The organism is Dellaglioa sp. CoH-55-MRSF-7, from assembly GCF_056782235.1.
Genome location: NZ_JBXAYI010000001.1, coordinates 175,166 through 198,145 on the forward strand (window position 1 = coordinate 175,166; position 22,980 = coordinate 198,145).

Consider the following 22,980-nt stretch of genomic DNA (forward strand, 5'->3'; position numbering starts at 1 on the left):
TTCACTCTGCTTTATTATTTAATTCTTGCTCTTGTTCTTGATTACATAAATATTGATCATATTTTTTAGCGAATGGATAGTATCCGACAGCTGATATTACTAACGTTACCGCTTGCCATAAGGCCATCTTCCAACCTCCAATTAAAAATCCTGAAATAACTGCTGGCGTTGTCCAAGGTGCCGCAACACCATTTAAAGGTGGTACAATTCCGAAATAAATTACCCCATAAGTAGAGATTGCTACAATAACTGGTACCATGAAAAATGGTATAGCTAAAAATGGATTCATAACTAAAGGTAATCCGAAAAGAAAAGGCTCATTAATATTAAAAATAGCTGGAATAAGCTCAATTTTACCGATTGTTTTAAGCTGAACAGATTTAGCTGCAACTAGTGTGAAAATAACTAGTCCGATGGTTATTCCAGATCCCGTCAAGTTAATAAAATTATTATAAAATTCATTAGTAACAATATGTGCCCCGTTACCTAACGATAATTTACCAGCTTGATATAAAGCAGCGTTTCCAGAAGTATTAGGAATTAAGAAGGCTCCTGCAATTCCACCGACAATCAGTCCTCCGTGAACACCAAAGAACCAAAAGAATGATACTAAGAAGGCAATCAATATAGCCCCAATTAATGAATCTGATAGTCCTTGCATAGGTGCTGCTAACATCTTATAAATGAGATTTAACATATCTGTATTTAACACTGTCTTAATTAAAGCAAAGATTAACATAGTAACAGTTAATATAACACCAGATGGAATCATGGCAGTAAATTGATTAGCAACACTAGTTGGCACTTGTTCTGGGAGTGTTATTTTCCAACCAGCTTTAATCATTTTTGTATATGCCCAACCTACCAAAATACCTACAATAATTGCAGCCACCATTCCTTGACCGCTCAACCAACTAATGTTAATTACACCATTAACTGGCGACTGCATGAATGATTGAAGCGAATGAGGTAATTTGTCTATATTTTCTGTTATTGCAGAACCACTTAGGACCTCTTTACCAGCACTGTTAACAATACCTGCTCCATTTTTACCCATTACTCCGGCTAAAGGTGCGGCCACTTGGAGCATCTGTAACATCAAGAAAGATGATAATGCTGTCAATGCAGCGGGTAATGCCTCATATCCCTCATTACGAACATATACGTACGCGATACCAACTACCGCCCAGATAGATAAAATACCAAATGTTGTTGTATATGCTTGTGTGAAAAATGCTGACCAACCTGAATCTTTAAGCGCATCTGCAACACTTGGCACCGGGAAATTGGACAAAATTAAAAATATGGATCCTATAATAATAAAAGGTAATGCGTATACCATTCCATCTTGCAGAGCCCTTATAGGTTTTGTATTCACAAATTTCATAATTATAGGTAATAACTTATTCGTAATGAACGTGTTTGCTTTATTTTCAGTTTTATTTTCCATTATATTTTTTCTCCATTCTCTTCTAAGATATCCTTAAACCAATAATATGATTTTTTTGGAACTCTCTTCATATCTTTCAAATCATGATTTGTTCTATCAACAAAAACTGCACCATATCTTTTCTCCATGTCACCATGTGAACTAGGAATATCAATTAATCCCCAACCCAGATAGCCCACAACTTGAGCACCATCAATAAACATTGCATCCTTCATAGCCTTAATATGACTTTTATGATATTCAATTCGAGCATCATCTTGGATTATATTTGTGCTGTCCCTGTGCTCCTTGATGCCAATTCCATTTTCAATTGGAAATACAGGTAATCTATAACGATTATGCAAATCTGTAATTACATTTCGGAATCCTAAGGGATCAATATTCCATGACCACTCACTACTAGATAAATAAGTATTTTCTTCTACACTATAATTCATATATCTATTTGGTGCCTCGTCACTTGGAATTTTATCAGCATCCATGACCATTGTGCGATAGTAACTAAAGGAAATGAAATCAGATTTAATTTTATTTAAATATTGCTTATCTCTATCTTTAAAATCCATTTGAATATTATTCACTTCTATATATTTAAGTACTTCAGGAGAATATGATTGTCCGACAAATAACGAATTTAGATTTTCATAAATAAATTCATTTTGTTTTCTTACTGCAAAAGAATCTTTTGGATTAGTCGTTGCTGGATAAACTGGTGTATATGCCAACATACCTCCAATCTTAAGTTCTTTATATTGTTCATGAATATATTGTGCAATTTGTGCGTGAGCTATCATCGTATGATGGAATATGGTATACATATCGTCAATTGTTTTTTCCGTCTTGGTATATCCAGAAATATGAAATGTTTCATCAGTGAAGTATAGATTATGTTCATTAAATGTAATCCAATATTTAACTCTGTCTGAAAAATGATCAATAACGACTTTCCCAAACCTAACAAAAGCATCAACAGTTTTACGAGATAGAAATCCACTTTGCTTTTGGGCCAACGCTAACGGCATGTCAAAGTGATAGAGACAAACCATTGGCTCAATACCACGCTTAATCATCCCATCAATTAATCGGTCATAATACTCAAAACCTTTCTCGTTGATAGTTCCATCACCATCAGGTACTATTCGAGTCCACGATATCTGAATGCGATACATATTCATATTCATATCTGCAATTAAATCCAAATCTTCTTCATATCTGTTAAACTCATCAATCGCATCGTGCCAATCGGATACACCTTTATCTGAGTCACGGATATCATAAACTGATAGCCCTTTACCATCTGCCTGCCATGCTCCTTCTGTCTGCATACTTGATACAGAATTACCCCAATAAAAACCTTTAGGCATCTTATTTTCATTTATCATATATCAATCAACCCTTCTTCTAATAAATTATTTTTTAACTAAGAAATCGCTTTCATTTACTATTATATATCTTTTGTATAATAAAACAATACTTTTGTTATACAAAAGATATATGTTTTATTAAACTCTGGCTATCACTTATATAGAAAAGAGGGTAGTTGAGTGTTATAATTCGGTATTAACCGATTAATTAGTCATACTAAATATCGGTACAATATTCTCTAATTCTAAAATAGTTACATCATACCTATTTTTTTTGAGATCTAATTTTTAATAAGCAGAGTAATATACTTTTTAAAATCGCACCTAAAGTTTAAATAATACTAAATTTGACATTAAAATCTATGGGGGAACAGGGATTTATGAAAAAATATGAGTTAGTTAAAAATATAATTCGGGAACGAATACTTTCTAATATATATCCAAAAGGTAGCATTTTACCTGATCAAAAAGTATTATCTGCTAGCTTCGATGTCAGTTCAATAACCTTAAAGAAGGCGTTAGATGACTTAGCACGAGAAGGATTTATATTAAAAAAATCTGGTTTTGGAACAGTTGTTATAGGTCCCTCGACTCTTATCAATAGCGTTGATGCACCGGCAGATAATTTTGATGGATTAAGTAAACAAGAAGGACGGGACAGAATAACAAGTCACGTCATTAAGTTTGAAGTTGTATTCCCTCAAAAAGAGGTTCAAACTCATTTAAATATTAGTGCAGAAGAGCCAACATACCATATTATTAGACTCCGACTTTTAGATGGAAATCCTTTCATCTTGGAAGATACGTACATGCCTGTTAAATTAGTTCCAGGTTTATCAAAATCCGTACTGGAAACTTCCATATATAGTTATATTAAAAATACGTTAGGGTTAAATATGTCAGGTATGTCTAGAAAAATACAAGCCAGACAAGCCACTGAATTAGATATCAATTATTTAAACGTTGTTGAACAAACGCCAATATTAGAAGTAGAACAAATTGTTTGGCTTGTGAATGGTCACGCCATCGAGTACTCAAAATCAAGAAATGAATTTAATAAACGCTCTTATTTTGTTTTTGAATCAAATTAAACTGGCACACTTATGAACTAACTTACATTAAAAATAATTATCTGTACTTAATATATGTGGGTACGCAAAAAGGCATAATTCCAAAGTTATATTGGAATTACGCCTTTTTGCGTACAAAGTATTTAAATATTATTTTTATAAATTAGCATCCATGTTAAATATTATTTTTATAAATTAGCATCCATGTTAAATGTTAATTTAGATAATGTTAATCCTTCAGTAATGAATTGACCAATCATGTTCATCGTTCTTTCACGCATATCAGCAACAATTGCGTAATTTTGTTGTGTGAGGTAGTTTGTTAATTCATCCCCACTCATATCTGTAGATGCTGCATCAATATCAGCAACCATCGTCTTCAACTGTTGACGACATGCCTTTAAGTAATCAACATTTTCTTGAATAAAATGAGAATAATGTGATTCTGTTAACATCGAAACCGTACGATACATCCAATAAGCACTATTCATATCTAGTGTTAACGGTGTTTCGCTGTAACTTGGGTCTGTGTCTGTTGCATTCGTGTAGAATGGCACAAATGGTGCAAATGCTGGAACACCTAAACAGATCCACATTAATGCAGAATGTGCATCATCAACATTATTTCTCAATTGAAGAACGTGTGCATTTTGTGTTCTATTCATTGAAATAGGACGGAATCGTAAACGATCTTCATCAGCACCATGACCAAATGGATCATATTGTGTTTCATTGTAATGTGAACCTAAAATAGCAGTCACATCTTCAACACTGATTTTTTTATTTGCGTAACAAATGAATGGTAATTCACTTGAAGTTGGTTCTTGCTTAATTTCTGGATTCAAACAACGTTGACCATACCAGACACGAGGTGTGTTGTAATGACGATCTTTTTCTGTGTCTGTTCCAAAAATATGACGGAAGTTCCAGCCTGTTTTATCAGGGTTTAAATGATGCTCTTCTACATATTCACGGATACCGTCTGACCACATAAAGTTATCTGTATTATCAAAATCAATTTCTTGAATAGCAACTTGATTAGCTGCAACAGCATAAGCATCATCTGGAATACGTTGTGCAATCCAGTGATGTCCGGTAACAATTTCCATGTACCAAACATCATTTTTATCACTAAATAAGACACCATTTCCTTCAGGTGAACCGTATTTTGTAATTAAAGCCCCTAAATATTCAACACCATGTTTTGCTGATTTAATATAAGGTGCAACCATTGTTTGTAATGAATCTTCTGCTAAACCATTTTTAATTAAAGGATCGTATGCTAAAACACGTTCATTCGCATAGACACTTTCTGTTGCGCTCATTGCAACATTTTTTTCATTAATACTACTTTCATCAAAGACACCTTTGCTGGATACCTCAACATTAGGTGTTGCTGTCCAGCGATACCCATTTTCTGGTAATGGTGCAGTAAACCCATTTTTATTCGAAGTTAACGTTTCATGACGTCCGGTTACTGCAGGGTACATCAAGAATCGTTGTGGTGTAATAGGCAAAAACGTATCATCATTTCTAGCAATCATCGTTGAGCCATCAATTGTGGCCTTCTTACCAACTAAAATTGTTGTACATGCTTGTTCCATCATAAATAATTCACTCCTTCTCATTATTAAATACCCTTATAGTGTACAACTTTTATCTTCATATAAACATGCTATTTTTATATACTTTAAGAAACAGTTAAATCTAGTTTACAACTCTAGATGTAAATGCTAATATAAAGATATTACGTTAAGGGGGGTTATCATTTGAGCCAAAAAGTTCCATCATCTTTTTTAAATTGGCTAGATAGCTTAAAGAAAATTACATTACCTGATTGGCAAGATTTCCCGGAATTAGACCTTTATATGGATCAATCCGTGAAACTTGTTAATCAATACTTAGAGCCATTACACTTAATGCCTGTAACACCTACAATGGTCAATAATTACGTAAAAAAAGAAGTTATGTTTAAACCCATCAAAAAAAGATATCGCAAGGAACATTTAGCAGCAATCATTGTTATTACTGTTTTAAAATCTGCTTTTCCGTTAGATGTTATCAAGAATGGTATCGACCAAATTTTAGTCGATAACTCATCTGAAGATGCTTACATGAACTTCGCTTTAATTTTTAACGAACAACTTAAATCTTTAACCTTTGATACCAACTTAAAGCCCGTCACGACTGAAACAACAATCATTGAATTAGAACAACGAACGGCTGCAAGTGCCGTGATTAATCATATTATCAGTGAAAAATTAGTTATATTAATGAAGGAGGCCAATTAAATGATGAGTAAAGAAAAAATAGCAGTATTAGTAGATTCAGGTTCGGATATTCCTAAAGAATTTATGGAACAGGAACATATTTATATGGTCCCTATTTTAATTACATTCAGTGATGCAACTTACTTAGATCGTATCTCTATCTCACCTGCGGAAGTTTATGAACGTATGGAGACTGAGATTCCAACAACCGCAACGCCTTCAGGTGGCTCAATTAACGACGTTTTTGACCAAATTAAAGCCGATGGCTATACACATGTTATTGCAACAACGATCTCAAGCGGTTTGTCTGGTACTTATAATTCAATTAAAACATTCGCCAAATTATCATCATTAACTGTTGAAGTCATCGATACAAAAAATGTTGGTATTGGTGGTGGATTAGCTGGTATTTTAGCATCAAACTTAATTAAAGAAGGCAATTATTTTGACGAAATTGTCACAAAGGTTCAACTAGCGGTTGATAGAAGTAGTGTCTTTTTCTATTTACCAACCCTACACTATCTTCAAGTTGGTGGCCGTATTGGACGTGTCTCTGGTCTTATGGGGAATCTCTTAAACATCAAACCAATTATTTCATGTGATGAAAATGGTATTTATTATCCTATTGCAAAAGCTCGAGGCGAAAAAGCTGCACTAAAAAAATTATTATCACTCGTTGATGATAAGATTGGCGATTCTCTTCATTTCGATATAGCCGTTGCATATGGTAATAATGAGCCTTTAGCAGCAAGTATCTTCGAAACCTTAAAAACTAAGTATCCAAATGCTGAACATTTTTACTTTGGCGATGCATCACCTGCTCTTGGTGTTCATGCTGGCCCTGGTGTTATCGGTATTGGTGTTGAAATTTTAGACTAAAAATAAAGAAGCAAACCGATAAATACGGTTTGCTTCTTTATTTTTAGTCTAATTAGTTGCATACTTATTTTCAATTTGTTTAAGCATTTTTTTGAAATTTCTCTTCTTAAAGAAACTCATAAGAATACTCATGAAGGCATCATTCATTTGTTGCATCTTGCCTTTAGAAGTCATGACTTCTTTATAACTTAACAAACAACGTTTATCATCAATTACCTTAATATCGTAACTTACATCAAATTTATTACGATTGTTATCCGTTTGAAAATGATAACTTTCGTTTTCAACTATTTTTGTTACTTTTAAAGCAGCTGATTGTGTTTTTGAAAACTTTTTCGTGAACGCAAAACCCTCTAATTGATTTTTTGTTAATTTCTGACCTGTCTGATCTTTAATATCATATAGTACGGACTCCATAATTTGATCAAATAGATAATCTGCAGGCATTTTTAATTTCATTTCCATTTCCATCAGTCATTCGCCTCCATTTTTAGTCATTAAATCCATTTTGTTCTGTCATTTTTTTAAACCAGTAACCGCTCTTCTTAATTGTGCGTTTTGCTTCATTATCTAAATCAACACTAATAAATCCGTAACGGTTCTTGTAAGCATTTAACCATGACCAATTATCCATACATGTCCACATATGGTAGCCATGAACGTTACTACCTTCTTCAAGTGCCTTATGAACCCATTTCAAATGATCTTGAACAAATTCAATTCGATAATCATCATTAATTTGCCCATCTGCATTAATAAATCTGGCTTCATCTTCAACACCCATCCCATTTTCAGAGATGAAACAATCAATATTACCATAATTATCCTTAATATTGATTAGTGCATCATAAATTCCTTTTTCATAAATTTCCCAGCCACGATAAGGATTAACTTTTTTTCCAGGCATATCGTATACTGTATAAAAATCTTCAGGCATCCAGCCATTTTCACCTTCTGGTTCGGCTTTAATTATTTTCGCCGCTGCTCGCCTTGGTTGATAATAATTAACGCCTAATAAATCGATAGTATTTTCTTTAATAACATCTAAATCACTTTGATGATAGATTGGCATTAAGTCATATTCATGCAACCACTCAACAATATCTTGAGGGAAAGTGCCTTTAATTGCGGGATCTAAAAATGAACGATTAAAGAATCCATCAACAAATTTGGCTGCTTTAACATCTGCTGGATTTGTCTCATCTTTTGGATACGTTGGCATTAAATTTAAAATAATCCCAATTGTGCCACCTAAATTGAGTGAATGATACTTTTCAACTGCTTTAGCACTTGCCAATGCTTCATGATAAGCCACCTGGACACCATGCTTTAAATTACGTTCATCAGGTAAATGCCATCCATATAAATACCCACCCTCAACTGGAACAATCGGTTCATTTTGAGTAAACCATTTTTTAACGCGATCGCCAAATAATTTAAAACAAGTTTCTGCATAGTCCGTATACAAGTCTACAACTTCACGATTTAACCAACCACCATTTTCTTGTAACACCATTGGCATATCAAAATGGTAAAGGTTCATAAAAGGTTCAATTCCAGCGGCAATTAAATCATCTATTAAATGGTTATAAAAGGTAACAGCTTCAGGATTAACCTCTCCAGTGAATGGATTTGGAATCAAACGTGACCACTGAATTGAAGTCCGATATGAATTATGACCTGTTTGTTTCATCAAAGAGATATCTTCTTGGTATTTTTGATAAACCCTTGATGTATTTTCGGGTCCAACCTGATTAAAGAACTTTTCAGGGCTTGCTTGATACCAAGCATCCCAAATATTATCAGCTTTTCCATCTCCTGAAACACGACCTTCAGATTGTGGTCCACTCGCAGCTGACCCCCACCAGAAATCTTTTGGAAATTCATATTTAACCATAGTAAACTCCTTTATTTAACACAAAATCTCTTTACAGAATAACGTAAAGAGATTCGCTTTTATTTTATTTTTTTGCTGCTTCAGCTTCTGCTTCAGCTTTTTCAATTTGTTTTGTTGCTAAGATAACGAATGGTGCGTAAATTAACGCTGAGATAACCACATTAACTGCGGCTAAAACCCCACCAGCTAAACTCTTAGTTGCCAAAATCCCGCCAATTACTGGTGGTGTAACCCATGGGGGCATTACCGTTGCTGCTGGCACAATTCCAGTGGCGGTTGCAATATACGCAACAGTCACAAGTACCATTGGTGTCAAAATAAATGGTACGAACATAATTGGATTCAACACAATTGGAAGTCCAAACATCATTGGTTCATTGATATTGAAAATACCAGGAGCTGCTGATAGTGATCCAATCATTTTGTAAGGTTTATTTTTACGACCAACAATGAAGATGGCAATAATCAAACCAATAGTTGCACCAGTTCCACCTAAGTTAACAAATGAATCGAAGAAAGGTTTGTTAACGATAAAAGGAATTGTTTTACCTTCACTAAGTGCTTTAACGTTAGCTGCAATAGCAGGTGCGTTAATTGTTTGCATTAATGGATCAATCATATTAGCTCCATGTAAACCAAAGAACCATAAGAATGGTGCAATAAATGCTAATAATAATGCTGATGGATATGAATTTGCCAAGCCCATAAATGGTTCTTGAACAAGTTTGTAGAATGATGCAATAATATCAGTTACGCCGAATCCTTGGAATAATGTATTGATAAAGGCAAAGATTGTAACAACAATCATTGCTGGAAATAATGAAGCGAATGCTTTTGCAACAGCAGGTGGAACACCATCAGGCATGTTAACGATTAAATGTTTGTTACCACTTAAACGTTGGAATAATTCTGCTGAAACCAAACCGACAACAAGTGCAACGAATAATCCTACTGAAGACATCCCAGCTAATTGCAAACCACCTAAAGCGAAGAATGAAGCAACTGATACTGTACCAGCAGCCATACCATCTTTACCATATGATTTTGCAACGTTATGAGCTACTAAGAATGCAACGAATAATGACATAATACCAAAACTAGCATTCCAAACGCCTGCTCCTACACCCTTCCAGATTGGAACATCGTTAACTATTTTAGGAAATAGTCCGTCCATAAAATTTGAAAAACCTGGAATTGGTAAGTTATTAATTAATGTTCCCAGAGCACCTAAAATCATAAGTGGCATAATAACAACGAATGCATCTCGAATTGCCACCAAATGTCTTTGTGCCCCAATTTTTGAAGCTACTGGAATAAAGTGAATATCCATCCATTTTATAAATTTGTCCATGAGTAGTTCCTCCTTAAAGTTTAGTACTTATCCTATTTTTTTGTATAGATCTACTACCTCACCAGCTAAGTCTCTAAATGTAATCGCATTCATTAAATGATCTTGTCCATGAACCATTAATAAACTAACTGGTACCGGATCCCCTGAAGCTTCTTGCGTTAACATGGCTGTTTGAGAATGATGTGCTTCAATGAGTGATTTGTCAGCATCAGCTAACTTAGCAGCTGCGGTTTCAAAATCGCCTTTTTTAGCGGCGTGAATTGCTTCCATAGAATCACTTTTAGCGTTTCCACCATTAACAATCAGCCCCATGATTGTTTGCATTTGTGCATCATTTTCGTTCATATCTGATTACCCCTTTTATTTTTTATTTAATTAAGCTTTTAGCTGTTGCAAGAACTTTTTCGCCATTCATCATGCCGTAATCTTGCATATTGATAACTTCTACCGGAATATTTTTGTCAGCAACCTTTTTTTCAAATTCATCTTTCATAAAACGAACTTGTGGGCCTAACATTAAAATATCAACTGGTTTTGATTCAAGCATTGAATCTGCCTCTGAAGCACCAACTGCAAAGATTTCTGAATCATAGTTCTCTGCTTCTGCAGCCTTTTGCATTTTTGACACCAATAAACTTGTACTCATACCCGCTGAACAAACTAACATAATCGTTTTCATAATTTGCCACTCCTTTTTCTATTTATACTCTTATATACGCAAGTTCCATGCCAAAAATAAAGACCATCGAAAAGGCTTTAAGAAAGCGCTTTCGATGGTCTTTTATTTTATTTGCACACTACTAGTCACTATTACACACTGACTTTATTCAACGTATTACCCATAAAAATTTGGACAATATAGGCAACTTCATCATCTGAAATCTTAATATTATACATTTTTTCAACAATAATCAGGGCCGTTTTAACTATTTCCATCTGTAAATGATTCTCAGCTGAAAATTCTTGGACATTCTTAAACGGTTTAATTGATTGATTTTTCAATCTTGAATCTACTAGAAATGCTAGATGCATCATGATCCCTACGATAATCTCTGGATCAAGAACAATCTGTAAATCTGATTAAATTTTAATAATCATGGTTTGAATAGTATGAATTAAATCTGGGACAGAATTAACTGAATTAATACTACCTTCCAATGCATTAATTGTTTCTCGCGTTAAGTCGTTATCAGACAACATCCGCTGCAAAACTTGTAAGGTTTCATCATTAAAGATATCTAAAGCAGAAAAGAATGGCACTCTTTGGTAAGAAACCTCGACGGTACCAACAATTGCCTTCACATCATAATCGCGCATTAATGTATTAATGTGCTTTTTAAATGCATCTTTTTCTAAATATTGCATCCGAATTACTTTAACTTCGTCTTCGTTTACAATTGGCATAATACGATCATATAATCTTGCGGCGACACCTTCGCCGGTAAAACAAGCTACGATAACTGCTTTTTTCCTAGGATGCATATGGAAAAACTGCTCTTTTACAGACGATTCAAAAATATGTTGTGCATTTGCGTAAATATCTTCTAGTTCACGACCGGCAATCGCAATTCTTAATGATTCAAGCACAACTAACGTACTCGTCATTGAAACAGCTCGAATATTAATCCCTGTTTCTTCACCTAACATTGATGCAAAACTAGTTAAAGAGCCCATGTCAGTTAAAAGTAATAACCCTTTTTTCAATTGTTCCTGACTATCCAGTACATAATCTCGTACTTGATCATAAATTTCCGAAACATTTACATCAAGTGGCATATTAATTGCTTTTCCCTTTGTTGTACCAAGTAATTCTTGTGCTGTCTGTAACATAGAAGAAGCCGTTGATGCCCCGTGCATTAGCACGATGATACCGACTTTAATTTCATTTTGTTGTTTCTTAACACTTAAATCAGAGCTCAAAAACATTGTAATAAATCCAATTTCATCTAATGGAATTTCAATATCAAATTCATGTTCAATTTTATCTGCCATTTCCAGTGCAACACGAAAGGCTTTTGGATTTTTTTGTCGTAAATTATTTAAATCAGGATGAATAATTGCGACATTTTTCCTGATTCTTTCAATAGCACTAACAAGGTGTAATCCAAATGCAAATCGTGCATTTTCATTATATTTTTGCCCTAATTTATTCTGGGCTAAGTCATAAACTTCATTGGTAACCGTCCAAATATCATCTGGTAGTAACTCTTTTCGAACGCCTTCACCCGATAATTGTTCAATGTAATCTTTAAAATAACCTTTATCATCTGAATCGATTAACGTTTTAAGATTTAGTGATTTAAAATTCTGTTTATCAGTTTCACTCACTTTTTTATCAATTGTTTCATAAACCGTTGGTTTTTGATCGTTTTTTTCTACCGTTTCGCTATTTTTAAAAGTCACAACTTTTGTATTTTTTTCATTTGTTCGTTTCGCTAAACGTTCCATTAAGACATCAATTTTTTTATATTTGGATTTACCTTCCAAACGTCCTTTTTGAACATTCAATGGTAAGTCTTTTAATCTGATATATAACGAAGCCGTTTCATGCGTTCTAAAATACAAGAAGGCCTTTGCACAAACAACTTTAATATCCCTCTGAATTTGACCAATATTTGCTTCAGGCTCGTATAACATTAATGCAAGCATCGCATCTCGCTCAACAATAATATCTTGGCTCAATCTACCGACTTCTTGTTCAAAAAAATTCATGACTATCCCATAACGTTCATCAATTGTTCGTTTTGAGATAGGCGGTAATGTAATTGCCATTGGAATACGTCGATTAAATGTGCTCAAAAAATTTTCTGACGTTTCAGTCGTTGCCCCAATAATCTGTACACTCGCTTCTTTAGTAATTGAAGACTCTCCTAAAGGCCGATAAAACCCCTTATCAATAAAGGTAAAGAGCATTTCTTGTCCCTCAGGAGGTAATCGATGAATTTCATCTAAGAATAAAATACCACCGTTAGCTTTATCCATTAATCCTTTTTTATCTTGATCAGCACCTGTGTAGGCCCCTTTTTTAACACCAAATATATGCGCAAAAAGTAACTGTGGATTATTCGCATAATCCGCACAATTAAACCGGATAAAAGGCGCATCAGCCTTCACCATTTCTGATTCTAATGCAAACTGATACATACATTCAGCAAACAAAGATTTACCCGTTCCCGTTTCACCAAAAATAATTGTGTGTAGTCCTCTTGGTGGATATAAAATGGCTGCTTCGGCTTGTTGGATCATAACCTTTAATGAATCATTAGACCCGATTAACTTTTTGAAACTCATCTCTTTAACACTTTTATCATTAATTTCTTTTTGACGTGTTTCTTTTTCTTCAAGTGATGCCCACTGATAGAGAACAGGGCGCCCATCACTTTTTGTAACGTCACCATTTTTATATAAATCATTCAAATAACGACTCACATTTGCGCGATTGCAATTAAGCTCGTCTGCAATCTGTGTCGCATCCATCGCTATTTCCTTATTTTTTAAAAGATTATAAATATCATTTTTTCGATCTCCCAAGTTATCACTACTCCCTTACACGCTAAAAGAAAACGCTTACCACTAGTATACCGCAATCTTTTTTACATTTACACACTAATATTTGCTGGCTTACTTTTCTCCTTTTACACAGAAAATCATAACCTAAATAAAAAATCTTACTTTTCAGTAAGATTTTTTATTTACTCTGTAAATATTTTTTTAATTCTACAACACGACTAGCAAGTTCTTTTCCCATATCAGTTTCAGCAATTGTTTGTCTTTTAACTTCACTATCAATAATTCGTTTCACTGAAATAATATCTGTCCCATTTTCAATTGAATCCCACTTAGACGTAAAGGGTTGGTGAGCAACTAATTGTAAGCCATATGAATTAGAGAGCAGCGTATATCCACCAATTCCAGTAGTTGATTGGTAAGCTTTTGAGAAACCACCATCAATCACAATCATCTTTTTATTGGCCATAACCGGCTTGTGCCCACGCTTAACTGGTGTATGCCCATTAATTATTTTACCGTTATCTGGATTAAGCCCGAATTCTTCTAATATATGACGACAAAATGCTTCATCATGTCGTAATTTGTAATACGCATTTGGTATCTCAACTTGAACTTCTTCATCATTAATAAAGTAACGTTCAAAAGTTTTCATCGCATGTTTCCCAAATAAAGGCGATTTGGGTCCTTGCCATAAATACCAAAGTAAATCAGTTTCAAGGTCAGTAGATTTTTTAGGTTTAGCATAGCTTTTACGTAAATTATCTTCAAAAAAAGCTAATAATTCTGGTCCTGCATATGCTTTCCCTTTTAGCTCAAAGCCCTCCAATTTACCTTCTTGTGTAACTGGAATACAGCCGTGAACTAACAAGTTCCCATTATATCGTTTAAACATACTACCACGTGCCATCATAAAATCTAGATGTTCTCGTAATTTAGTCGCATGGATAAATGATTCTACTAATTTATCCATTATTTCTGACTCATCATCTGTTAATTTATACGGATCTGCCCAATCAACTGTTTGAAAACAAGTATCTTGTAGTGAATAATGTTTCCCATCGATTTCTATTTTTGACCCTTTGTTCCAAATCTTTTCTAAAATCGCACGATTTGCCATATCAAAATCAGGACGTCTTTTAATAATCTGTCCTTCTAATTTAAATTGAATAATAGCGATTGCCTGGTGTATTTTGGTCATTAAAAGTCGTTCGTCTTCTTTGATTTTTTCTTGTGCTGAATTAACTTTCGGTGAAAATGCTGGATTATCTTGATACGTTTTATCGGCAAATGTTGCTAAATGGCGTAAATTAATCCCATATGCATCTTCAACAATAGCTAAATTATTATATCTAGCACAAATTCGCAATAAATTAGCGATACATAAAGGCGAGCCAGCAGCACCACCTAACCATAAAATATCATGATTTCCCCATTGAATGTCAACTGAATGATAATCAAGAAGTGTCTTCATAATTTTATCTGGCGCAGGACCACGATCAAAAATATCCCCAATTACGTGTAAATGGTCAACGATTAACCTTTGAATCGTATACGCTGTAGCCGTTAAAAATGCTTCTGCTTGATTTAATTTAATTAAATTTTCTATTATACGATTATAATAATCTTTTTGATCAAGTTCATTGGAATTACTATATAATAATTCCTCTGTTATATACATAAAATCAGGTGATAGTGCCTTTCGTACCTTCGAACGGGAATATTTTGTTGCTGTCTTTTGTAACAACTCTATCATTCTGGCAATGGTATCTAAATACCACTGCTCCAATTCAGGTTGTGAAGTGAATTGTTGTTTTTTAGCAATTAGTTTTTCTTCTGGATAATAAATTAAGATTGCAAAGTCCTGTATACTCTCTTCAGTCAAACGGCCTTCAAAAATTTCTTGAATTTTTTGTTTAACATTTCCTGAACCATTTCTTAAAACATGTTGAAATGCGTTATATTCACCGTGAACATCACTAACAAAATGCTCCGTTCCTTTGGGTAGATTAAGAATGGCCTCTAAATTAATAATTTCAGTGACAATACTTTGTTTAGTCGGAAATCTTTTTTCCAATAACGTTAAATAATAGGGATTCATTTAAATGGCCTCCTTCATTTTATGATGCGCTTACAGTCACTATACCATGCCGGTTTGCCAATACCAATTACAACTTATTAAATGAGTCATATTATTATATATAAGCTTTTTTATAAACCAGCTACCTATACCAAAAAAGCAGACCAAAAGTTTTGGCCTGCTTCATTTATTCTTATTTAGTTTGAACAATTGCCGAAACTTCATTGGCTTTAACTGTCTCATTCAAATGATCAAACGTTATATTAGACACTTTATCCATATTCGTTAAAACGACCATCATCGTTGTTTCCTTACCAGCAGCTTTAATTGCGTTTAAATCAACTCGCGCAACTAAGTCACCTGGTTTAAGAGTTTCGCCTTCAGAAATAGTCACTTCAAAAGGTTTACCTTCTAATTGAACGGTATCAATTCCCATGTGTAATAGGACTTCTAATCCCGTTTCAGTCGTGATACTAATTGCATGTTTCGTTGGAAAGATACTTGCTACTTTACCAGCAACCGGTGTATAAATTTCGCCATTAGCTGGTTCGACTGCATAACCATCACCCAACATTTTTTCAGCAAAGGTAGCATCTTTAACATCCGAAATAGACATTAATTCGCCCTCTGCAACCGTATAAAACGTTTCACTACCAATAACCGTTGAATCATTATGATTAGCTGTAGCGCTTGATTTATCCGTCTCAGCCTGTAACTTTTCATTACTTAATGAAATAGAATCAGCCTTTGACTCATATAACTTACCAAGCTCGTCAGCAACAAATTGAACTTCAGTTCCAATAACGACTTGAATATTTGTTTTATCGATAACTTTAAACCCAGCAGCACCTGATGCTTTAAGTGCATCTTCATTAATATGGCTTGTATCTTTAACTTGTAGACGAAGACGGGTTGTACAATTATCAACGACTGTTAAATTATCTTTACCACCAATAGCAGCGTAAACAATTTGAGCTTGTCGTGCATATTTGTCATCCCCTAATTCAGGCGATAGTTGAATATCTTCAGTAATTGGTTCGCGACCTGGTGTCATTAAGTTAAATTTCTTAATGGCAAAATTGAATAGTGTGTAATAAATAATTGCCATCACAACACCTTGTACCAACAGCATTAGTGGCATATTAGCCATTGGTACACGTATACTCAAGACGTAATCAACTAAGCCCGCACTAAATGTAAATCCAGCTGTCCAGTGCATAAATGCGGCAAAAGCTAAAGATAACCCGGTTAATGCCGCATGAATGACGTATAAAGGCCATGCAACGAACATAAATGAAAATTCTAAAGGTTCACTCACGCCTGTGAAAAATGATGCAAATGCACCAGCTAGCATCAATGAGCCAACTTCTTTTTTACGTTCAGGTAAAGCATTTCGATAAATGGCATACGCACCAGCTGGTAGCCCAAACATCATGATTGGGAAAAATCCTGCCATGTACATACCTGTAGTTCCTTTAATTCCTGTATTACTCCAAAAGTTCCCGATATCATTAATTTTAGCAACGTCGAACCAAAATACTGAATTCAACGCTTGATGTAATCCGGTTGGAATTAAAAGCCGGTTGAAGAATCCGTATAAACCAGCTCCAACCCATCCAAGTCCAACCATAAACTTACCAAATGCAACTAACCAAGCATAAACAACTGGCCATGCAAATAATAAAGCTAAGGTAACAAAAATCATTACCAATGCTGACATAATGGGTACTAATCGTTTCCCACTAAAGAATGAAATAGCCATTGGTAACTTCACACTATGGAAACGATTATACATTGCTGCCGCAATTAATCCGGCAATAATCCCAATAAACACATTACTACTGATAGAACTAAATGCAGGATCAACATCTGTTACTTTTACTCCTAATAAAGCCGCAACCGAAGTCGGTTCCAACATTTTAACTGGAATTTCAAATGCAACAACACCAGCTAACGCAGCTGCGCCATCCTTGTTAGTCGACATTCCTAAAGCTAAACCAGCAGCAAATAATAATGCTAGATTACCTAGAATTGCGTTTCCGCCGGCCTGCATAAATGCCGCCGCAAACCAATCTTGTGGCAACCAAGTTCCAATTCCAACCAGTAATGCTGCTGCCGGTAGTACTGCGATAGGCAACATTAACGAACGTCCCATTCTCTGTAAATAACTTTTCATTTTTTATCCCCTTTTTTTCTTATAAAAACTATCATACAGGTTAGACCAAAAAAATTCAAATCAAATACAAATCAAGTGAAAAACGTGTATACAAGGCTTTAGAAAATAAATTAAACATCTATACCAATTTTATTTTTTAGACAAAAAAAAAGTTGCTTAATTATATTAAGCAACCAACTTTTTAGAAAACAAGCGTCCCCACACTAAATTTTCTCTTCGATATTCTGTGTCCTAATCAATAAACTCTTTGAATCATTTATTTACAAGACTTATTATGCCATGTAATTCCCCATAAAAAATATTAATATTTGAGGGTTAACTCGCAAATTTTGACATTTACAGCTTATTTACTGATATGACGGTCTTTTGTCCTTCTCGTAAGGGCAACTTCATTTAAAGTATTTAACGCTTTATTGTATTCAGGATTAAAATAAAAATCCATTGATGATAATTTAGCCATCGTCATTTGCATATTAATAGCTACTGACATGATATTAATCATATCTAAAATATCATGTTTCGAATAAATTTGTGCACCAACAATGACTTCAGTATCTTTCCTGTACACAACTTTTATAAGTATTTTGGAACCATTTTTAACGTAATCATATTGAATCTTATTTTCAATTGTATTGGATAGAACATCCAATCCGATATATGGTGCGTTTTCTTCAGTGACACCTGTCGTTGCTAAATAATGACCGAATAAGTTCATCCCCGCTGTTCCTTGCGTCGTTTCAACTTTAACAGGACTAAATAGACCCGTACAGTTATACGCCGCCACAATTGCACCTTTAATAGCGTTATTAACAAGAGGTTGATACTCTCGACGTTGGCTGACAGTTTGTTTAAATCCGGCATTATCACCTGCTGCATAGATGTCTTTATCACTTGTCTGCATGTAATCATTGATTTTAATGGTATTATTTTGATTAAGTTCAACAGCGTCTCTCAAAAAATCATTGTTAGGTTTTAATCCAACCGAAAAAACGACTAAATCACAGGCGATTTCTTGGTCAGTTGTCGAAACGCTAACTATTTTGTTATTCTCATCCACATTAATAGCATGAACATCATTTTTTAATACAATCTTTATCCCTTTTTCTCTTAAATCATCAATTATCCGATTACCAATTTCTTGATCTACGTACCGTGTCAAAACACCTCCCATAGCTTCAACTACTGTAACATCAACTTTTTCGCCTTTACGTCCCTCATAAATTGAGCTAGCTAATGCAAGCCCCACTAATCCTGCACCAACAATTAAAATACGCCTATTAGTTGGGCACAACTGTTCCATAGCCTTTTTTGATTCTTCTAAATTTTTATAAAAAACAACATTTTCATTATCTATCCCTTTAATATGTGGTTTAACAACCTTAGACCCATTAGCTAAAATTAATTTGTCATAGTTGCTGTAACTGTATTGTTTATCTGCATTAACAAAGTATAAACGTTTATCCTCCGTACTAACGTGCAACACTTCAGTACCAAGCATCAATTTAATACCTTCAGACTCTAACGCAGCAGGTGTCGCATAACTCGCTTCTTCTAAGTTATCAATAACCCCATCAAATAACAAATTAATTCCAGATGAGATATAGCTAACGCTATCTTTCATTTCCATAATAATTACTTCGGCATTTGGATCTGATTTTGAAATTGTTCTAGCGGCAGCTATCCCTGCGTGCGTTCCGCCGATAATGACATACTTCATTATTTTTCCTCCAAGCTTTGCGTGTTAATTTTTCTAACCTTATCAATTTCTAAAATTTCATTTACGACATCAGTAATAACTTGATCTGAACTAACACCAATTTCTGACATCACATATAATGGTGAATTAAATTGATCTTGGTTAACACCCATCCTATTTGTCACAATTAAATCATATTCTTTACCTTCTTGATAAATTTCTACTTGAGCGTTTAAAACGCTGCTTAAAACACGTTCCATAATGATTACGGTTAGTTTTTCCATAATTGGATCACGATTAATTAATAAGCCAATTTTTAAAACGTCATCAAACTCGAAGTTTAAAATATTCAAGATATATAAATACTGATTTTGTAGATAATATAAATCATCTGGCGAATTTAAGCCATCGAACTGTGTAACAGATTGATACGCCGTCAATAATTTTTGAATGATCTGCGAAAAGTCTTCTCGTTCTAATGATTTACGATTAAATTCCATAATTGTTCGATTATAACTAAAACTTTCACCTTTAAATATGGCTAATTTGCTGTATGAATTAAATAAATTATAAGAAATTTTTGAATCCCGTTTGAAGTAAGTATATTTCTCAATATCACTCCAAAAAAGACTAATTGCACTATTGATGGGTGTTTTTTTATCAATATCGTCATCTTTAATTTGAACATATAATTCAGAATCGTTTTTAATTAAATCAAATCCAATTAAAAAGTAATAGAACCCAACAGCATCTTCTTCAGAAAAGGAAAGTGAATATTTTTTTAAAAATCTAAAAAGACTTAATTTAACTTTACTGTATGCGAGATTATTTTTGATTAATTCACGAGAAATAGGCGTTAATGTCTGAACATGTTGCTCTTTATATGAATTAATTCGAATATAAATTTTAAGCCATAGAAAAACTCTAAGTTTCTCGTCGTCTTTCCATCCTAAGTCATATTGTTCATCTAAAACATTAACGTAATCGTTAATCGTCTCATTTCTAGATAAGAGTTCTTCGCGATCAGTGAATGGAACCACCCTAATGAAAAAAAGGTAATAAAAATAATTCAGTTGAATTTTAGTCCCAACTAATCGTCGATTTTTAATTTTTAGATCAAATCCTGCTAACGTTTCATTTAATTCTTTAATTCACCTTGTTATTGACGACCCACTGATATGTAATTCGTTCTCAAGATCAATTAAATTCAATGTTTCATTCGCATACAAATACATTATTATTTTGTATTTATACGATTCTCTTAAAAAATCAGTACTAATATTCGATAAATTTGTCGTACCATCTACTTCAAATTCAACGTTATTAGCGCTCACTTCAAAATGAACATGACCTGAAGCGGTAGCTTCCTCAAGCGTTATTTCAATATTTTTTAGGTACATTCGTAAAGAATTACCAGATATTTGGAGTAATTCCATTAATTTTTTCTTACTTAAATAACCACCATGTGTTTGTAATAGTTCTAGTATTTGGTTAAAAGTTCTTTCCTGCCCATCTAAAAAATCTTCCATATACATAAAAAAATCCCCAGCTTCACTTGACCACTTACCCAATACGATTAAAAAGGCCAATTTAATTTAATTCTATTAATATGTTACCGCGAAAAGTGATAAATTGGTATTAATAATTTTATTTTTAATTTTATTTAATTTACCCCTTGCATTTTCGGTATATACTTGTTATATTAAATGAGTAACCTAATCAATAAAACTTATTCAGTACCTCCCCCAAGGACTGAATACCAAAATCAATCCCCCAATTGATTTTGACTGTTTTACCCTTTTCGACACTGTAACTTATGTTACGATGTCGTTTTTTTTTGCCTAAAAATAAGTATTTACTCTTTCAAAACCTAACTTTATCAATGCTTATACGCTAAATATACCTAACTTCTTTATTCTCTTTTATTTAACATAATTTCGTCACACTTTCTTCATAATTACTTGTTATTATATAAACATACCTTAATTAAATAACTTTTAACTTTAATTTGTTCTCCCAAACAAATTAAAATGATAATTAATTTCTTCCCGAATATTAATTATCCCTACTCCTTTTAATCCATTACCTCTCCCAGGTAGTGGATTTTTTTTATTGGCCTTGCATAATTTCAATGATTGCTTGATAGTCTGAACCTGGCGTCACTATATGAACACCATTAAAAAGGTTTGATAACGATTCAATTAAATTTTGCGAAGCTGCAATACCGACCTTACGTTCATCATTTTGCAACGCCGCTTGTTTCAATTCTGCCATAAACTTATTTGGTAGTTCAATACCCTGAACGTTATCTTGAATAAATTGAGCACGCTCAAATGAAAGTATCGGCATTACACTGATAAAAATAGGTATAGCCACTTCATTAATGGTGATCCAATCTTTTAATCGCTGAACATTTGTCATATCAAATACCGGTTGCGTGATAATATAATCTACTCCTGAATGAATTTTTCGATTAATATCTTCAAATTCAAAATCTAAATTTATCGCATTAATATTAAATGCCCCACCAACTTTAAATTGTGATTTACTATTTAATTCACGATTAGATGGCGATATTCCTTGATTCATTTTTTTAATTGTTGTAATTAATTGTTGCGATGTTAAATCATAGACATTTGTGGCACCTTGTATTTTTGTAGGATTCCCTTTAATAATCATTAAATTATTTAAACCAACAGCACTTAATCCCATTAATTTAGATTCTAATCCGACTAAGTTGTAATCCCGTGTTGTTAAATGTAGGATTACTGGAATCTGTTTTTCACTAAGTTTATATCCCAATAATATATTTGAAACGCGGGGCATCCCTAAAGGATTATCCGTAATTGATAATGCGTCAATATCTAATTTCATTAGTGCGCTAGCACCTTTAAAAAAATTATCCAGATTAAGCGTGCTTGGCGTATTCCACTCAACTAAAACCGTTTTGGTCATTTTCACTTTCTCTATAAAATTCAAAATACCTTCCTCCAAATCAAATTTCATATCACCTTACAATGTTAATTGTAAACTAACAAAACTGTCACATGCCTATGTTTTAATAAATAAAGCCGTATACTATAAATATACACACAAGATACTTTGTGTGTAACTTAATTCTACTATAAAAAAATACGATTATATTTTAGTTTAATTTTTCATCTAGATCTAACCTACTCCCCCCAGAGTCTCGAATAGATTAGTATTTTCTCACCACTACTTTTAAAAGTAGTGGTGTTT

Annotated in this window: 16 protein-coding genes and 2 pseudogenes; 3 read left to right on the top strand and 15 right to left on the bottom strand. The window is 33.6% G+C overall.

The annotated features are described in order from the left end of the window. Position 1: 1 nt before the first annotated feature. Together AC1RPU_RS00805 and AC1RPU_RS00810 are read right to left on the bottom strand one after the other, a co-directional pair. Entirely contained in the window at positions 2-1,450 is a 1,449-nt protein-coding gene (locus tag AC1RPU_RS00805; RefSeq protein WP_481760978.1) for a PTS sugar transporter subunit IIC, read from the bottom strand. Continuing rightward, positions 1,450-2,832, bottom strand: a complete 1,383-nt coding sequence (locus AC1RPU_RS00810) for a glycoside hydrolase family 1 protein (RefSeq protein ID WP_481760979.1) — start codon at positions 2,830-2,832, stop codon at positions 1,450-1,452. Before AC1RPU_RS00810 ends, AC1RPU_RS00805 begins: the two co-directional genes overlap by 1 nt. A gap of 362 nt (positions 2,833-3,194) precedes the next feature. On the opposite strand from AC1RPU_RS00810, the gene AC1RPU_RS00815 reads away from it, so the two are divergent. Continuing rightward, positions 3,195-3,905, top strand: coding sequence for a GntR family transcriptional regulator (locus tag AC1RPU_RS00815; RefSeq protein ID WP_481760980.1), 711 nt, complete (start codon positions 3,195-3,197; stop codon positions 3,903-3,905). A gap of 167 nt (positions 3,906-4,072) precedes the next feature. Here AC1RPU_RS00815 and AC1RPU_RS00820 read toward each other — a convergent pair whose 3' ends face one another. Then, positions 4,073-5,491: a C69 family dipeptidase gene (locus AC1RPU_RS00820; protein WP_481760981.1), complete on the bottom strand. Its 1,419-nt coding sequence runs from the start codon at positions 5,489-5,491 to the stop codon at positions 4,073-4,075. A 162-nt stretch (positions 5,492-5,653) separates the two neighbouring features. On the opposite strand from AC1RPU_RS00820, the gene AC1RPU_RS00825 reads away from it, so the two are divergent. After that, positions 5,654-6,175, top strand: a complete 522-nt coding sequence (locus AC1RPU_RS00825; protein WP_481760982.1) for a DUF1836 domain-containing protein — start codon at positions 5,654-5,656, stop codon at positions 6,173-6,175. Further along, entirely contained in the window at positions 6,176-7,033 is an 858-nt protein-coding gene (locus tag AC1RPU_RS00830) for a DegV family protein (protein ID WP_481760983.1), read from the top strand. Between the two features lie 48 nt (positions 7,034-7,081). On the opposite strand, the gene AC1RPU_RS00835 is transcribed toward AC1RPU_RS00830, so the two are convergent. The 12 genes and pseudogenes from AC1RPU_RS00835 to AC1RPU_RS00890 form a co-directional block, all read right to left on the bottom strand. Next, positions 7,082-7,504 (bottom strand): DUF3284 domain-containing protein, encoded by a 423-nt coding sequence (locus tag AC1RPU_RS00835; protein ID WP_481760984.1) that lies wholly within the window; start codon positions 7,502-7,504, stop codon positions 7,082-7,084. A gap of 19 nt (positions 7,505-7,523) precedes the next feature. Continuing rightward, positions 7,524-8,930: a glycoside hydrolase family 1 protein gene (locus tag AC1RPU_RS00840; RefSeq protein WP_481760985.1), complete on the bottom strand. Its 1,407-nt coding sequence runs from the start codon at positions 8,928-8,930 to the stop codon at positions 7,524-7,526. A 64-nt stretch (positions 8,931-8,994) separates the two neighbouring features. Then, positions 8,995-10,281, bottom strand: a complete 1,287-nt coding sequence (locus AC1RPU_RS00845; protein ID WP_409021736.1) for a PTS sugar transporter subunit IIC — start codon at positions 10,279-10,281, stop codon at positions 8,995-8,997. 27 nt (positions 10,282-10,308) lie between these two features. After that, a complete protein-coding gene (locus AC1RPU_RS00850) occupies positions 10,309-10,626 on the bottom strand; it encodes a PTS lactose/cellobiose transporter subunit IIA (RefSeq protein ID WP_481760986.1) in 318 nt (105 codons plus the stop codon). A gap of 22 nt (positions 10,627-10,648) precedes the next feature. Next, positions 10,649-10,960, bottom strand: coding sequence for a PTS sugar transporter subunit IIB (locus AC1RPU_RS00855; protein ID WP_409021738.1), 312 nt, complete (start codon positions 10,958-10,960; stop codon positions 10,649-10,651). A 131-nt stretch (positions 10,961-11,091) separates the two neighbouring features. Then, positions 11,092-13,812 (bottom strand): annotated as a pseudogene (locus AC1RPU_RS00860) (sigma-54-dependent transcriptional regulator). Between the two features lie 157 nt (positions 13,813-13,969). Beyond that, complete coding sequence (locus tag AC1RPU_RS00865; RefSeq protein WP_481760987.1) at positions 13,970-15,889, bottom strand: fructose-1,6-bisphosphatase; 1,920 nt, start codon at positions 15,887-15,889, stop codon at positions 13,970-13,972. A 172-nt stretch (positions 15,890-16,061) separates the two neighbouring features. After that, positions 16,062-18,044 carry an N-acetylglucosamine-specific PTS transporter subunit IIBC gene (gene nagE / locus AC1RPU_RS00870; RefSeq protein WP_481760988.1) on the bottom strand — a complete coding sequence of 661 codons (1,983 nt, stop codon included), beginning with the start codon at positions 18,042-18,044 and terminating at the stop codon, positions 16,062-16,064. Between the two features lie 343 nt (positions 18,045-18,387). Next, positions 18,388-19,761 (bottom strand): FAD-dependent oxidoreductase, encoded by a 1,374-nt coding sequence (locus AC1RPU_RS00875; protein WP_481760989.1) that lies wholly within the window; start codon positions 19,759-19,761, stop codon positions 18,388-18,390. After that, positions 19,761-20,780, bottom strand: a complete 1,020-nt coding sequence (locus AC1RPU_RS00880; RefSeq protein WP_481761150.1) for a hypothetical protein — start codon at positions 20,778-20,780, stop codon at positions 19,761-19,763. The genes AC1RPU_RS00875 and AC1RPU_RS00880 overlap by 1 nt, the downstream gene beginning before the upstream one ends. 18 nt (positions 20,781-20,798) lie before the next feature. Beyond that, positions 20,799-21,275: pseudogene (locus AC1RPU_RS00885) on the bottom strand (helix-turn-helix domain-containing protein); the annotation flags it as partial. A gap of 574 nt (positions 21,276-21,849) precedes the next feature. Continuing rightward, complete coding sequence (locus AC1RPU_RS00890; protein ID WP_481762168.1) at positions 21,850-22,719, bottom strand: methylenetetrahydrofolate reductase; 870 nt, start codon at positions 22,717-22,719, stop codon at positions 21,850-21,852. Between the last annotated feature and the right edge of the window lie 261 nt (positions 22,720-22,980).